This is a genomic window from Mesorhizobium sp. P2_D5, from assembly GCF_056404355.1.
In genome coordinates this window covers 1-13,409 of record NZ_JBFUEE010000004.1, presented here as the reverse complement: position 1 = coordinate 13,409, position 13,409 = coordinate 1, and the positions used below count along the sequence as shown (strand labels likewise).

Below are 13,409 nucleotides of genomic sequence, written 5' to 3'. Positions count from 1 at the left end.
GTAATTTTTTAGACGCGGCGCTTCTTGCGCGGGCGGCAGCCATTGTGCGGGATCGGCGTCACATCACGGATCGACGTGATGGTGAAGCCGGCCGCCTGCAGGGCGCGCAGTGCCGATTCACGACCGGAGCCGGGTCCGCAGACCTCGACTTCGAGCATGCGCATGCCGTGTTCCTGGGCCTTCTTGGCAACGTCCTCGGCAGCCATCTGGGCAGCGAACGGGGTCGACTTGCGCGAACCCTTGAAGCCCTGGGCACCGGCCGACGACCAGGCAATCGAATTGCCCTGTGCGTCAGTGATGGTTATCATCGTGTTGTTGAAGGTCGAATTGACGTGGGCAACGCCCGACGAGATGTTCTTGCGTTCGCGACGGCGAACACGAGCGGCTTCCTTGGCCATGATAGTCCTTTCAGTTGATCTCTACACCGCCGTAATGCCAGCGGCTCCACCTTGCAAAAGCGAGTAGGGCGTAGCGAATGGTGGGTAGAAACCTATTCGCCACGAGCTAATCGCTATTCGCTCAATTACTTCTTCTTGCCGGCGATCGACTTGGCCGGGCCCTTGCGGGTGCGCGCATTGGTATGCGTGCGCTGGCCGCGAACCGGCAGCGAGCGGCGGTGACGCAGGCCGCGATAGCAGCCGAGGTCCATGAGCCGCTTGATGTTCATCGAGACTTCGCGGCGCAGGTCGCCCTCGACCTGGTAGTCGCGGTCGATGGTTTCGCGGATCTGCAGCACTTCCGCGTCGGTGAGCTGGTTGACGCGACGCTCGGCCGGGATGCCGACCTTGTCGACGATCTCCTGGGCGAACTTCTTGCCAATGCCGTGAATGTACTGAAGCGCGATGACGACGCGCTTGTTGGTCGGAATGTTGACGCCGGCTATACGAGCCATATTCTTCTCTTCTCCATGTGGGCCGGACGAACCGGCGCTATCTTAAGTTGCCCCGCGTCCGGTGGAGGCCGGCCCATGCGGGAGTTTCCAGTTCAAAGCGGCTGCCTTGCCCTTGCGGACAAGCAAAGCCGATGCCTGATAGGAAGACGGGCCGCCATACCGCAGCGAACCGCTCCCGTCAAGTGCAATCGTTTAAATTCCCCGCGTTGCGTCCCTTAGCACCGCTTCGATCTGTCCCGTCACGGCGTCGATATCGGCCATGCCGTCGACGCTGCGGAGCGTGCCCTTGGCATAATAGTAGCCAATCAGCGGCGCCGTCTTCTTGTAGTATTCCCTCAGACGCTCCTCGAACACGGTCGGATTGTCGTCCTTGCGCACGGGCTGGCCGGCGGCTTGTGCTTCGTTGGCCCGCTTGACGATACGGCCAACCAGCGCCTTGTCGTCGACGACAAGTTCAATGACCGCATCGAGGCCCTGCGAGCGATCCGAAAGCATCTGCTCAACCGCGTCCGCCTGCACCAGGGTCCGCGGATATCCGTCGAGGATGAAACCCTTCGCGCAATCCGGCTGATCGATACGTTCGGCGACGATGGCGTTGACGATGGCGTCGGAAACCAGTTCACCGGCATCCATCACCGCCTTGGCGCGTTTGCCGACTTCGGTGCCAGCCTGGACTGCAGCACGCAGCATGTCACCCGTCGAGAGCTGGGGTATGCCGTGTTTTTCTACCAGTCTTTGTGCTTGTGTCCCCTTGCCCGCCCCTGGCGGCCCAAGCAATATCAACCTCATCTGGCTTTCTTCCCCCCGCGCAGCTTCGACTTCTTGATCAGGCCTTCATACTGGTGCGCGATCAGGTGGCCCTGAATCTGCGCAACCGTATCGAGCGTGACACTGACCACGATCAGAAGCGATGTGCCACCAAGGTAGAATGGTACGCCAGTCGCCGAGATCAGGAACTCCGGCAGCAAGCACACCAGCACCAGATAGATGGCGCCGACGACGGTGATGCGGGTGAGAACGTAGTCGATGTAATCGGCGGTGCGCTCGCCCGGACGATAGCCCGGGATGAAGCCCGAATGCTTCTTGAGCTGGTCGGCGGTGTCCTTCGGGTTGAAGACAATCGCAGTGTAGAAGAAGGCGAAGAACACGATCATCGCCGCGTAGAATGCCATGTAGAGCGGCTGGCCGTGGCCGAGCGACGCCAGCACGGTGCTGGCCCAGGCCGGCATGTTGGTCGTCTGCGAGAAGCCGGCGACGGTGGCCGGCAGCAACAGCAGCGACGACGCGAAGATCGGCGGAATGACGCCTGACGTGTTGAGCTTCAGCGGCAGATGCGAGGTATCGCCCTGGAACATGCGGTTGCCGACCTGGCGCTTCGGATACTGGATCAGCAAGCGGCGCTGGGCGCGCTCGAAGAACACGATCAAGGCGATGACGACAACGGCCAGCACGATGATCGCCAGGATCAGGCCGGTCGACAGCGCGCCGGTACGGCCAAGCTCCAGCGTGCCGGAGATGGCATGCGGCAGGCCGGCGACGATGCCGGAGAAGATGATCAGCGAGATGCCGTTGCCGATGCCGCGGGCGGTGATCTGTTCGCCCAGCCACATCAGGAACATGGTGCCGCCGACCAGCGTCACGACGGTCGAGATACGGAAGAACATGCCGGGATCGCTGACGATGCCGTTGCCGCCCTCCAGGCCGACCGAAATGCCATAGGCCTGAACAAGCGCAAGCAGCACGGTGCCGTAGCGCGTGTATTGGTTGATGACCTTGCGGCCCTGTTCGCCTTCCTTCTTCAGCGCTTCCAGCGACGGGATAACCGACGTCATCAGCTGCATGATGATGGAGGCGGAGATGTAAGGCATGATGCCGAGCGCAAAGATCGCCATGCGCTGCACGGCGCCGCCGGCGAACATGTTGAACATGCCGAGCACGCCCTTGCTCTGCGATGAGAAGGCCTGAGCGAAGGCGTCGGGATTGATGCCGGGAAGCGGAATATAGGTGCCGAGGCGATAGACGAGCAACGCGCCGATGGTGAACCAGATGCGTTTCTTCAGGTCCTCCGCTTTGGCGAAGGCCGAGAAATTCAGATTCGAGGCTAGTTGTTCAGCAGCCGAAGCCATGCCTGATTCTCCGCTTGGTAACGCTTGATGGCCCTTGAGCTCAGGCGGCGCGTTTCACCGAAGCTCACGAGATAAGCTCCGGGCTCTAAACATGCAAGCGGCCGCGTTGACGCGGCCGCCTAATTGAGCAGATCAAAGCACGATCGTGAGCAAAAACGGATCCCGCTCGCGCTTCAAATTGCCGTTACTCGGCAGCTGCCTTTTCCGGCAACTTGACCGAGCCGCCGGCCTTCTCGATCTTCTCGATCGCGGCCTTGGAGGCGCCGGCGACGTCAAAGGCGAGCTTCGCCTTGATCTCGCCGTCCGAGAGGATGCGCACGCCGTCCTTGACGCGGCGGATTACGCCGGCAGCGACCAGCGATTCAGCCGTCACGGTTGCCTTGGCGTCGAGCTTCTTGGCGTCGATGGCCACCTGGATACGGGCCAGCGAGACGACGGTGAAGCTCTTGGCGAAAATGTTGTTGAAGCCACGCTTCGGCAGACGCCTGTAGAGCGGCATCTGGCCACCCTCGAAGCCGTTGATGGCGACACCGGAGCGCGCCTTCTGGCCCTTGACGCCGCGACCGCCGGTCTTGCCGGAGCCGGAGCCGATGCCACGGCCGAGACGCTTCTTGGAGTGCGTCGCGCCGTCCTTGTCACGCAGATCGTTGAGTTTCATCTGGGTTCTCCTGCGCTCTGGCTCAGCCCTCGTCCACGACGCGGACGAGATGCTGGACGGCAGCGATCATGCCGCGCACGGAGGGTGTATCTTCCAGCGTGCGCTGCTTGTGCATCTTGTTGAGGCCGAGCCCGACCAGCGTCGCGCGCTGTTCCTTCGGGCGGCGGATCGGCGAGCCGATCTGCTCAACGGTGACGGTCTTTGTTGCTTTCTTGGCCATGGTCAAAATCCCTGGTCAGATCGACTATTCTTCAGCCGCAACGGCGGTGCCGCGGCGGGCCTGAAGGGTCGAATACTTGATGCCACGAGCAGCAGCCACATCCTTGGGATGCATCTGGCTCTTCAGCGCGTCGAAGGTGGCGCGAACCATGTTGTAGGGGTTCGACGAACCCATCGACTTGGCGACCACGTCATGCATGCCGAGCGTCTCGAAGACGGCGCGCATCGGGCCACCGGCGATGATGCCGGTACCTTGCTTGGCAGCGCGAAGCAGAACGCGTCCCGCGCCCCAGCGTCCTTCGACGTCGTGGTGCAGCGTACGACCCGAGCGCAGCGGCACGAAGATCATGTCGCGCTTGGCCGATTCAGTTGCCTTGCGGATAGCTTCCGGCACTTCGCGCGCCTTGCCGTGACCAAAGCCGACGCGGCCCTTCTGGTCGCCGACGACGACGAGTGCTGCAAAACCAAAGCGACGGCCGCCCTTGACGACCTTGGCGACGCGGTTGATGTGGACGAGCTTGTCCACCATGCCGTCATCGCGTTCTTCACGATCGCGGCCGCGGCCGCCATCCCTACGTTCCTGTGCCATATCCTGTTCCTTGTTTTTTTCCGGAAGCACGGTTGCTGATAAGATCCGGCGCCTCTGTGGGTCACCGGGGGCGAAATTCCTTAGATTTAGAAGCTCAGACCACCTTCACGGGCGGCCTCGGCGAGCGCCTTGACGCGGCCGTGATAGATGTAGGCGCCGCGGTCGAAGACGACTTCCTTGACACCGGCCTTGGTGGCGCGCTCGGCGATCAGCTTGCCGATCGCGGCGGCAGCGGCGGTGTCGGCGCCGGTCTTGAGCGAACCCTTGAGGTCCTTCTCAAGCGTCGAGGCAGCGACGATGGTGTGGCCCTTGGCGTCGTCGATGACCTGCACATAGATGTTCTTCGACGTGCGGTGAACCGACAGACGCGGACGCTCGCCGGCGACCTTCTTGATCTGGCGACGGACGCGCTGCGCACGGCGCTGCGTGGATTCCTTGGTACCCATGATAGTCTTCCTTGCCTTCAAAAAACGGGGGCCGCCATATGCGGTAGGCGAAAGCGCCTCCCGCGACCGCTCCCCGCGGCGTTACACTTCTTTGGCTTGGCCCTTTCCGAAAAGTCTGCAACTTTTCGGGGCCATGCCCACTACTTCTTCTTGCCTTCCTTGCGGACGATCTTCTCGCCAGCGTAGCGGACGCCCTTGCCCTTGTAGGGCTCGGGACCACGGTATTCGCGGATCTCGGCGGCAACCTGGCCGACCTGCTGCTTATCGATGCCGGTCACGGTGATTTCCGTCGGCTTCGGCACAGCGATCGTGATGCCCGCCGGCGTCTCGTAGACGACGTCATGGCTGAAGCCAAGTGCCAGCTGCAGGTTCTTGCCCTGCATGGCGGCGCGATAGCCGACGCCGGTGATCTCGAGCTTCTTCTCGAAGCCGTCCTTCACACCCTGCAGGATGTTGACGATCTGCGTGCGCGACATGCCCCACTTGGAGCGCGCCGTCTTGGTCTGGTCGCGCGGCTGGACAGCGATCTCGCTACCTTCCATCTTGACCAGCACTTCTTCGTTCACCACGAACTTCAGCTCGCCCTTGGGGCCCTTCGCCGTCACGGTCTGGCCGTTGACGGTCGCGGTCACGCCCTGCGGCAGCGAAACGGGTTTCTTTCCAATACGAGACATTTTGTTGTCCTCGTCACTTCTCTTGTTTCAGGTCTCTGTCTTCGGGCATGACCCCGAAGACCGGATTCCAATTTTTCCGATCACGCCAGATCAGAAGATCTGGCAGAGGATTTCACCACCGACGTTCTGTTCACGCGCTTCGTGGTCGGCCATCACGCCCTTCGGTGTCGAAAGGATGGCGATGCCGAGGCCGTTGGCGACGTGCGGAATCGACTTGGCCGAAACGTAGACGCGGCGGCCAGGCTTCGAAACGCGGGCGATTTCGCGCACGACGGGTGCGCCGTCGAAATACTTCAGCTCGATCTCGATTTCGGACTTGCCGTTGTCGAAGTCGGTCTGGCTGTAATCGCGGATATAGCCTTCAGCCTTCAGCACGTCGAGGACGCGGGTACGCAGGCGCGAGGCCGGCGTCGAGACGCTCGACTTCTTGCGGCCGTAGGCGTTGCGGATGCGGGTCAGCATATCGCCGAGAGGATCGCTCAATGACATGTTATGTCCTCCTTACCAGCTCGACTTGACCAGGCCCGGGATCTGGCCGTTGTTGCCGAGATCACGGAGCGCGATGCGCGATACTTTGAGCTTGCGATAGTAGGCGCGCGGACGGCCGGTGACTTCGCAGCGGTTGCGGATGCGGATCTTGGCCGAGTTGCGCGGCATGGCGGCAAGCTTGAGCTGAGCGCGGAAACGCTCTTCCATCGGCTTGGACTGGTCCATGATGATCGCCTTCAGCGCAGCGCGCTTGGGACCGTACTGGTCGGCAAGCTTGCGGCGCCTGTTGTTCTTCTCGACTGAGCTGGTCTTTGCCATTTCAGATTTTTCCTTTTCTCGCTGCCGTTACTGGCGGAAGGGGAAGTTGAAAGCCTTGAGCAAAGCCCTGGCTTCGTCGTCCGTCTTCGCAGTCGTACAAACGATGACGTCCATGCCCCAGATCTGATCAACCTTGTCGTAGTTGATCTCCGGGAACACGATGTGTTCCTTGATGCCCATGGCGTAGTTGCCACGGCCATCGAAGCTCTTCGGATTGAGCCCGCGGAAGTCGCGGACGCGTGGCAGTGCGATGTTCACGAGGCGGTCGAGGAACTCGTACATGCGTTCCTTGCGTAGCGTGACCTTGGCGCCGATCGGCATCTTCTCGCGGACCTTGAAGCCGGCGATGGAGTTGCGGGCGCGGGTGACGACGGCCTTCTGGCCGGCGATCATCGCCAGGTCTTCGGCCGCGATCGAAGGCTTCTTCGAATCGCCGGTCGCTTCGCCAACGCCCATGTTCAGCACGATCTTGTCGATGCGCGGAACCTGCATCTCGTTGTCGTAGCCGAACTGCTCCTGCAGCGCCTTGCGGATGGTCTCGTTGTAGACCTGCTTGAGGCGCGGCGTGTTCTGAGCCTTGGACTGCTTGCTTTCAGCCTTGGGCTTCGTGGTTTGAGCCTTAGCCATTGATGACTTCTCCCGAGCGCTTGGCGACGCGCACCTTCTTGCCGTCCTTCTGGAAGATGAAGCCGACGCGGGTCGGCTTGCCATCCTTAGGGTCGGCCAGCGCGATGTTCGACAGCTGGATCGGCGCTTCCTTGGTGATGATCCCGCCCTCTTGGGACTGGGACTGCTTCTGGTGACGACGGATCATGTTGACGCCGCGCACCAGCGCGGTGTCTTCCTTCGGCTGAACCGAGAGGACTTCGCCCGAACGGCCCTTGTCCTTGCCGGCCAGCACGACGACCTTGTCGCCTTTTCTAATCTTTTGCATTGGTCCGGCTCCTTACAGCACTTCTGGCGCGAGCGAGATGATCTTCATGTGGTTCTTGGCGCGAAGTTCGCGCGGAACCGGTCCGAAGATACGCGTGCCGATCGGCTCTTTCTTGTTGTCGACGAGAACGGCTGCGTTCTTGTCGAAACGGATCACGCTGCCGTCCGGGCGGCGGATGTCCTTGGCCGTGCGAACCACGACCGCCTTCATCACATCGCCCTTCTTCACGCGGCCGCGCGGGATGGCTTCCTTGATCGACACCACGATGATGTCGCCCACGGAAGCGTATTTCCGCTTCGAGCCGCCCAGCACCTTGATGCACATGACACGACGGGCGCCGGAATTATCCGCGACGTCGAGGTTTGTTTGCATCTGAATCATGACTGGCCGCCTTCTTCTTTTCTAACGGGACGGGCTCAAAGCCCCTCCCCGGTCTGTCCAAAATTCGTTGTTTACGCCTGGTCCGAAGACACGACGATCCAGCGCTTGTCCTTGGAAATCGGCTTCGATTCCTGGATGAACACCTGATCGCCAACCTTGTGGGCGTTGTTCTCGTCGTGCGCCTTGTACTTCTTAGTCATGCGCACGGTCTTCTTCATCACGGGATGCGTGAAGCGCCGTTCGACCTTGACGACAACCGTCTTCTCGTTCTTGTCGCTGACGACGGTGCCCTGCAGAATGCGCTTTGGCATGGTTTTCGTCCTTAAGCCTTCTTAGCCACGGACTTTTCCGCAGCGATGGTCTTGATACGCGCAATGTCCTTACGGACCTGTCTCACGCGCGCGGTCTTCTCGAGCTGGCCGGTGGCCTTCTGGAAGCGCAGGTTGAACTGCTCCTTCTTCAGGCTGGCCAGGTCGTCGGTCAGCTGGTCCTGGGTCTTGGTCCGGATGTCTTCGGCTTTCATGATCAGCCCGTCCTTATTCTGCGATGCGCTGCACGAAGCGCGTCTTGACCGAGAGCTTGGCCGCGCCGAGACGCAGTGCCTCACGGGCGGTTTCTTCATTGACGCCGTCGATCTCGAACATGATGCGGCCCGGCTTGACGCGCGCCGCCCAGTAATCGACAGCGCCCTTGCCCTTGCCCATGCGGACTTCGGTCGGCTTCGAAGTGACCGGCACGTCCGGGAAAATACGGATCCAGACGCGACCGGCGCGCTTCATTTCACGGGTGATCGCGCGGCGGGCCGCCTCGATCTCACGTGCGGTGACGCGGTTCGGCTCAAGCGCCTTCAGCCCGAAACCACCGAAATCCAGATTGGTGCCGCCCTTTGCGGTACCATGGATACGGCCCTTGAACTGCTTGCGGAACTTTGTGCGCTTTGGCTGCAGCATCGTTCTAACTCCAAATTCCTAAATGTCTCACGCGTTTTCGCGACGACGACCGCGTTCGCGATCACCACCACCGCCATGTGCAGCATCACCCTCGGTCGCACGACGTTCCGAAGCCATCGGGTCGTGCTCAAGGATCTCGCCCTTGAACACCCAGACCTTGACGCCGCAGATGCCGTACGCCGTGTTCGCCTCGGCCGTGCCGTAGTCGACATCGGCGCGCAGTGTATGCAGCGGCACGCGGCCTTCGCGGTACCATTCCATGCGCGCAATCTCAGCACCGCCAAGACGGCCGGCGCAGTTGATGCGGATGCCTTCGGCACCGAGGCGCATCGCCGACTGCACGGCGCGCTTCATGGCGCGACGGAACGCGATACGACGCTCGAGCTGCTGGGCGATCGACTGGGCGACCAGCGTCGCGTCGATTTCCGGCTTGCGCACTTCAACGATGTTGAGGTGCGTCTCGGACTTCGTCATCTCCATCAGCTTCTTGCGAAGCTTCTCGATGTCGGCGCCCTTCTTGCCTATGATCAGACCCGGGCGCGCGGCGTGGATGGTGACGCGGCACTTCTTGTGCGGACGCTCGATGACGACCTTCGAGATCGCAGCCTGCTTGAGTTCCTTCTCAAGATACTTGCGGATCTTGATGTCCTCATGCAGCAGCTTGCCGTACTCGCCGGTGTTCGCGAACCAGCGCGAATCCCAGGTGCGGTTGATGCCGAGGCGAAGACCGATCGGATTGACTTTCTGGCCCATTATGCGGCCTCCCCTTTTTCTTCGACTTCACGAACGACGATCGTGAGGTGCGAGAACGGCTTCTCGATACGGCTGGCGCGACCACGGCCACGGGCATGGAACCGCTTCATGACGATCGACTTGCCGACATAGGCTTCCGCCACGATCAGTGCATCGACGTCGAGGTCGTGGTTGTTTTCCGCGTTGGCGATTGCCGATTCCAGCGTCTTCTTGACCGTGCCGGAAATCCGCTTGGCCGAAAATTCGAGATCGGAAAGCGCTGTCGCGACCTTCTTGCCGCGGATCAGCGCGGCAACGAGGTTCAGCTTCTGCGGGCTGATACGGATCGTGCGCAATACGGCGCGCGCTTCGTTGTCAGCAAGCCTGCGCGGAGCTTTGGCCTTGCCCATGATTATTTCCTCTTCGCCTTCTTATCCGCGCCGTGACCGTAATAGGTCCGGGTCGGAGCGAATTCACCGAACTTGTGACCGACCATGTCCTCGTTCACCGAGACGGGAACATGCTTCTGGCCGTTGTAGACACCGAAGGTGAAGCCGACGAACTGCGGCAGGATGGTGGAGCGACGGCTCCACATCTTGATCACCTCATTGCGACCACCTTCACGAACCTTGTCCACCTTCTTGAGAAGGTAGCCGTCGATGAAGGGGCCTTTCCAAATAGAACGAGTCACTTGGCGTTACCTCTTCTTAGCTCTTGCGCTGATGGCGCGAGCGCAGGATGAACTTGTCGGTCGCCTTGTTGGACCGCGTCTTCTTGCCCTTGGTCGGCTTGCCCCAGGGCGAAACCGGATGGCGGCCACCCGAGGTGCGGCCTTCGCCGCCGCCGTGCGGATGGTCGACCGGGTTCATGGTCACGCCGCGATTGTGCGGACGCTTGCCACGCCAAACCGTACGACCGGCCTTGCCGTCGTTGATGTTGCCATGGTCCGGATTGGACACGGCACCGACGGTGGCCATGCAGGAGCCGTGCACGACACGCTGCTCGCCCGAGTTGAGGCGCAGGATCGCCATGCCCTGGTCGCGGCCGACCAGCTGGCCGTAGCCACCTGCCGAACGGGCAACCTGGGCGCCCTTGCCCGGCTTCAGCTCGATGTTGTGGACGATGGTGCCGACCGGCATCGAGGCCAACGGCATCGCATTGCCCGGCTTCACGTCGACGGCTTCACCGGAAACGATCTTGTCGCCGGGGGCCAGACGCTGCGGAGCGATGATGTAGGACAGCTCGCCGTCGTCGTACTTGATGAGCGCGATGAAAGCGGTGCGGTTCGGATCGTATTCGATGCGCTCGACCGTGCCCACAACGTCGAACTTGCGGCGCTTGAAGTCGATGATGCGGTACGAACGCTTGTGGCCACCACCGATGAAGCGGGCGGTGATGCGACCGTAATTGTTGCGGCCGCCCGACTTGGTCAGGCCCTCGGTCAGACCCTTGACGGGCTTGCCCTTGTAGAGGCCCGAGCGGTCGACGATGACCAGCTGGCGGGTGCTCGGCGTTACCGGGTTGAATTTTTTCAGTGCCATTGTTCTGTCCTCGCGACCTTGCTCAGAGACCCGTCGCGACGTCGATCGACTGGCCGTCGGCCAATGTCACAATCGCCTTCTTGACGTCGCTCTGGCGGCCGATCGTGCCGCGGAAGCGCTTGATCTTGCCCTTGCGGACAAGCGTGTTCACGGCCATCACCTTGACGCCGAACAGCGCTTCGACGGCGGCCTTGATTTCCGGCTTCGACGCCTTCTTGGCGACGTTGAAGACGACCTGGTTCTGCTCGGAGGCCATGGTCGACTTTTCGGTGATCGCCGGCGAGACGATCACGTCATAATGACGAAGGTCGGTCATTTAAAGCGCTCCTCGAGAGCCTCGACGGCGGCCTTCGAAAGGACCAGCGTGCCGCGGCGCAGAATGTCGTAGACGTTGATGCCCTGGATGGGCAGCACGTCGATGTTGGGGATGTTCGTCGCCGCCAGCTTGAAGTTCTTGTCAAGCTCGGCACCGCCGATCACCAAAGCGTTGGTCAGGCCCAGCGTCGCGAAATTCGCGATCAGCGCCTTGGTCTTGGCCTCGGTCAGCTTCAGCTCGTCGATGATGATGATCGACGCGCTCTTGGCCTTGGCCGAGAGAGCATGCTTGAGGCCAAGCGCGCGAACCTTCTTCGGCAGTTCGTGCTCATGGCTGCGAACGACCGGGCCGTGAGCCTTGCCGCCGCCGCGGAACTGCGGAGCGCGTGCCGAATGGTGACGGGCGCGGCCCGTACCCTTCTGCTTGTACATCTTGGCACCGGTGCGCGCGATTTCGGCGCGGCCCTTGGCCTTGTGCGTGCCCTGCTGCTTCTTGGCGAGCTGCCAGCGCACGACGCGCTGCAGGATGTCCTCGCGCGGATCAAGGCCGAAAATCTCCTCGGAGAGTTCCACCTTGCCGGCGTCCTTGCCGCCAAGCGTTGTGATCTTGAGATCCATTATTCCGCTCCCTCTGTGGCCGGAGCCTCGTTCTTAGCAGCACTCCCTGCTGCAACTGGGCGGATCGCGGCAGGCTTCGGCGCATTGGCCGGCAGTGCCACCTTGGCCGCATCGCGGACCAGGATCCAGGCGCCCTTCGATCCGGGAACCGCACCGCGGATCAGGATCAGGCCGCGGTCGGCGTCGGTCGAAACGATCTCGACATTCTGCGTGGTGACGCGGGTGTCGCCCATGTGGCCAGCCATATGCTTGCCCTTGAACACCTTGCCCGGGTCCTGGCGCTGGCCGGTCGAACCGTGCGTACGGTGCGAGACCGAGTTACCGTGCGTCGCGCGGCCACCACCCATGTGGTGGCGCTTGATGACGCCCTGAAAACCCTTGCCGATCGTCGTGCCCGTCACATCGACCTTCTGGCCGGGGACGAAATGCTCGACGGTGATCTCGGCGCCGACATCGATCATGTTGTCGGCGGAGACGCGGAACTCGGCGACCTTCGCCTTCGGCTCGACGGAAGCGGTCGCGAAATGGCCGCGCAGCGCCTTCGACGTGTTCTTCACCTTGGCAAGGCCAACGCCGAGCTGAACGGCAGTGTAGCCATTCTTCTCCTGCGTGCGCTGCGCCACGACCTGACAGTTCTCCATCTGGAGAACGGTGACGGGAACATGTTCCCCGGCATCGTTGTAGATGCGGGTCATTCCCACCTTCTTTGCAATCACACCTGAACGCATCGGTTCAATTCCTTTAGAGTTCCGGGCCAGGGGCACCGCCCCTTACCGCGCTCTCATTCCCTTAGAGCTTGATCTCGACGTCCACACCGGCGGCCAGATCGAGCTTCATCAAAGCATCGACCGTCTGCGGGGTCGGATCGACGATGTCGAGCAGACGCTTGTGCGTGCGCATCTCGAACTGCTCGCGGCTCTTCTTGTCGACGTGAGGCGACCGGTTGACCGTAAACTTTTCGATCCGCGTCGGCAGCGGAATGGGGCCGCGGACGTTGGCACCGGTGCGCTTGGCCGTCGACACGATTTCCTTCGTCGAGGCGTCGAGCACGCGGTGATCAAACGCCTTCAGGCGGATGCGGATATTCTGTCCGTTCATGCGTCACTTCCTTGTTCTGGCGCGGCGCGGGCAACTCCTGCGCCCGCGACAGATCGGTTTAAGTCCAAATTACTCTTTGATGGTGACGACGATGCCGGCACCGACGGTGCGGCCGCCTTCACGGATAGCGAAGCGCAGCTTCTCTTCCATGGCGATCGGCACGATCAGCTCGACATCGACCGTGATGTTGTCGCCCGGCATCACCATCTCGGTGCCTTCCGGCAGCGACACGATGCCGGTCACGTCCGTCGTGCGGAAATAGAACTGCGGACGGTAGTTGGTGAAGAACGGCGTGTGACGGCCACCTTCGTCCTTGGTCAGGATGGCAGCGACACGATGCCGGTCACGTCCGTCGTGCGGAAATAGAACTGCGGACGGTAGTTGGTGAAGAACGGCGTGTGACGGCCACCTTCGTCCTTGGTCAGGATG

General features: G+C 61.7%; 26 protein-coding genes and 1 pseudogene. All 27 read right to left on the bottom strand.

The features are described 5' to 3' along the window. Window positions 1-8 precede the first annotated feature (8 nt). A complete protein-coding gene (gene rpsK, locus AC1DYW_RS17655; RefSeq protein ID WP_006205444.1) occupies window positions 9-398 on the bottom strand; it encodes a 30S ribosomal protein S11 in 390 nt (129 codons plus the stop codon). 125 nt (window positions 399-523) lie between these two features. Continuing rightward, entirely contained in the window at window positions 524-892 is a 369-nt protein-coding gene (gene rpsM, locus AC1DYW_RS17650) for a 30S ribosomal protein S13 (RefSeq protein ID WP_006205445.1), read from the bottom strand. 192 nt (window positions 893-1,084) lie between these two features. Further along, a complete protein-coding gene (locus AC1DYW_RS17645) occupies window positions 1,085-1,681 on the bottom strand; it encodes an adenylate kinase (RefSeq protein ID WP_095089687.1) in 597 nt (198 codons plus the stop codon). Next, window positions 1,678-3,018 carry a preprotein translocase subunit SecY gene (gene secY / locus AC1DYW_RS17640; RefSeq protein ID WP_379097713.1) on the bottom strand — a complete coding sequence of 447 codons (1,341 nt, stop codon included), beginning with the start codon at window positions 3,016-3,018 and terminating at the stop codon, window positions 1,678-1,680. Before secY ends, AC1DYW_RS17645 begins: the two co-directional genes overlap by 4 nt. 184 nt (window positions 3,019-3,202) lie before the next feature. Further along, window positions 3,203-3,676, bottom strand: coding sequence for a 50S ribosomal protein L15 (gene rplO / locus AC1DYW_RS17635; RefSeq protein ID WP_027028844.1), 474 nt, complete (start codon window positions 3,674-3,676; stop codon window positions 3,203-3,205). A gap of 22 nt (window positions 3,677-3,698) precedes the next feature. Then, on the bottom strand, window positions 3,699-3,896 hold the full coding sequence (gene rpmD, locus AC1DYW_RS17630; protein ID WP_023736690.1) for a 50S ribosomal protein L30: 198 nt from the start codon (window positions 3,894-3,896) through the stop codon (window positions 3,699-3,701). 24 nt (window positions 3,897-3,920) lie between these two features. Beyond that, window positions 3,921-4,484: a 30S ribosomal protein S5 gene (gene rpsE, locus AC1DYW_RS17625; protein WP_006333394.1), complete on the bottom strand. Its 564-nt coding sequence runs from the start codon at window positions 4,482-4,484 to the stop codon at window positions 3,921-3,923. Between the two features lie 86 nt (window positions 4,485-4,570). Then, window positions 4,571-4,930, bottom strand: coding sequence for a 50S ribosomal protein L18 (gene rplR, locus AC1DYW_RS17620; protein ID WP_023757972.1), 360 nt, complete (start codon window positions 4,928-4,930; stop codon window positions 4,571-4,573). Between the two features lie 140 nt (window positions 4,931-5,070). Beyond that, complete coding sequence (rplF, locus tag AC1DYW_RS17615; protein ID WP_095089683.1) at window positions 5,071-5,604, bottom strand: 50S ribosomal protein L6; 534 nt, start codon at window positions 5,602-5,604, stop codon at window positions 5,071-5,073. A gap of 90 nt (window positions 5,605-5,694) precedes the next feature. Then, the gene (gene rpsH / locus AC1DYW_RS17610; protein WP_006205453.1) at window positions 5,695-6,093 is read right to left on the bottom strand and encodes a 30S ribosomal protein S8; all 399 of its coding nucleotides are present in this window, start codon (window positions 6,091-6,093) and stop codon (window positions 5,695-5,697) included. A gap of 12 nt (window positions 6,094-6,105) precedes the next feature. Further along, on the bottom strand, window positions 6,106-6,411 hold the full coding sequence (gene rpsN / locus AC1DYW_RS17605) for a 30S ribosomal protein S14 (RefSeq protein ID WP_013895695.1): 306 nt from the start codon (window positions 6,409-6,411) through the stop codon (window positions 6,106-6,108). Between the two features lie 27 nt (window positions 6,412-6,438). Continuing rightward, window positions 6,439-7,038: a 50S ribosomal protein L5 gene (rplE, locus tag AC1DYW_RS17600; RefSeq protein ID WP_095089681.1), complete on the bottom strand. Its 600-nt coding sequence runs from the start codon at window positions 7,036-7,038 to the stop codon at window positions 6,439-6,441. Beyond that, window positions 7,031-7,345, bottom strand: coding sequence for a 50S ribosomal protein L24 (gene rplX, locus AC1DYW_RS17595; RefSeq protein ID WP_013531428.1), 315 nt, complete (start codon window positions 7,343-7,345; stop codon window positions 7,031-7,033). Before rplX ends, rplE begins: the two co-directional genes overlap by 8 nt. A gap of 12 nt (window positions 7,346-7,357) precedes the next feature. Next, complete coding sequence (gene rplN, locus AC1DYW_RS17590) at window positions 7,358-7,726, bottom strand: 50S ribosomal protein L14 (RefSeq protein ID WP_006205457.1); 369 nt, start codon at window positions 7,724-7,726, stop codon at window positions 7,358-7,360. 71 nt (window positions 7,727-7,797) lie between these two features. Further along, window positions 7,798-8,037 (bottom strand): 30S ribosomal protein S17, encoded by a 240-nt coding sequence (rpsQ, locus tag AC1DYW_RS17585; RefSeq protein WP_010909280.1) that lies wholly within the window; start codon window positions 8,035-8,037, stop codon window positions 7,798-7,800. An 11-nt stretch (window positions 8,038-8,048) separates the two neighbouring features. Beyond that, a complete protein-coding gene (gene rpmC / locus AC1DYW_RS17580) occupies window positions 8,049-8,249 on the bottom strand; it encodes a 50S ribosomal protein L29 (RefSeq protein ID WP_457154019.1) in 201 nt (66 codons plus the stop codon). 13 nt (window positions 8,250-8,262) lie between these two features. Further along, the gene (gene rplP / locus AC1DYW_RS17575; RefSeq protein WP_013531427.1) at window positions 8,263-8,676 is read right to left on the bottom strand and encodes a 50S ribosomal protein L16; all 414 of its coding nucleotides are present in this window, start codon (window positions 8,674-8,676) and stop codon (window positions 8,263-8,265) included. A gap of 27 nt (window positions 8,677-8,703) precedes the next feature. Then, window positions 8,704-9,429: a 30S ribosomal protein S3 gene (gene rpsC, locus AC1DYW_RS17570; protein WP_013895697.1), complete on the bottom strand. Its 726-nt coding sequence runs from the start codon at window positions 9,427-9,429 to the stop codon at window positions 8,704-8,706. Further along, the gene (gene rplV, locus AC1DYW_RS17565; RefSeq protein ID WP_006205462.1) at window positions 9,429-9,818 is read right to left on the bottom strand and encodes a 50S ribosomal protein L22; all 390 of its coding nucleotides are present in this window, start codon (window positions 9,816-9,818) and stop codon (window positions 9,429-9,431) included. The genes rpsC and rplV overlap by 1 nt, the downstream gene beginning before the upstream one ends. A gap of 2 nt (window positions 9,819-9,820) precedes the next feature. Next, the gene (gene rpsS / locus AC1DYW_RS17560) at window positions 9,821-10,099 is read right to left on the bottom strand and encodes a 30S ribosomal protein S19 (protein WP_006205463.1); all 279 of its coding nucleotides are present in this window, start codon (window positions 10,097-10,099) and stop codon (window positions 9,821-9,823) included. Window positions 10,100-10,115: 16 nt separating this feature from the next. Beyond that, window positions 10,116-10,949 (bottom strand): 50S ribosomal protein L2, encoded by an 834-nt coding sequence (rplB, locus tag AC1DYW_RS17555; RefSeq protein WP_095089679.1) that lies wholly within the window; start codon window positions 10,947-10,949, stop codon window positions 10,116-10,118. Window positions 10,950-10,971: 22 nt separating this feature from the next. Next, window positions 10,972-11,265, bottom strand: a complete 294-nt coding sequence (locus tag AC1DYW_RS17550; protein ID WP_010909275.1) for a 50S ribosomal protein L23 — start codon at window positions 11,263-11,265, stop codon at window positions 10,972-10,974. Then, on the bottom strand, window positions 11,262-11,882 hold the full coding sequence (gene rplD, locus AC1DYW_RS17545) for a 50S ribosomal protein L4 (protein WP_006333366.1): 621 nt from the start codon (window positions 11,880-11,882) through the stop codon (window positions 11,262-11,264). Before rplD ends, AC1DYW_RS17550 begins: the two co-directional genes overlap by 4 nt. Then, window positions 11,882-12,610 (bottom strand): 50S ribosomal protein L3, encoded by a 729-nt coding sequence (gene rplC / locus AC1DYW_RS17540; protein ID WP_184874355.1) that lies wholly within the window; start codon window positions 12,608-12,610, stop codon window positions 11,882-11,884. Before rplC ends, rplD begins: the two co-directional genes overlap by 1 nt. 61 nt (window positions 12,611-12,671) lie before the next feature. Beyond that, window positions 12,672-12,980, bottom strand: a complete 309-nt coding sequence (gene rpsJ, locus AC1DYW_RS17535) for a 30S ribosomal protein S10 (RefSeq protein ID WP_010909272.1) — start codon at window positions 12,978-12,980, stop codon at window positions 12,672-12,674. Window positions 12,981-13,049: 69 nt separating this feature from the next. Continuing rightward, a pseudogene (locus AC1DYW_RS17530) lies at window positions 13,050-13,310 on the bottom strand (EF-Tu C-terminal domain-related protein); the annotation flags it as partial. After that, window positions 13,298-13,405: an EF-Tu C-terminal domain-related protein gene (locus AC1DYW_RS17525; RefSeq protein ID WP_477227538.1), complete on the bottom strand. Its 108-nt coding sequence runs from the start codon at window positions 13,403-13,405 to the stop codon at window positions 13,298-13,300. The pseudogene AC1DYW_RS17530 and the gene AC1DYW_RS17525, both read right to left, overlap by 13 nt. Between the last annotated feature and the right edge of the window lie 4 nt (window positions 13,406-13,409).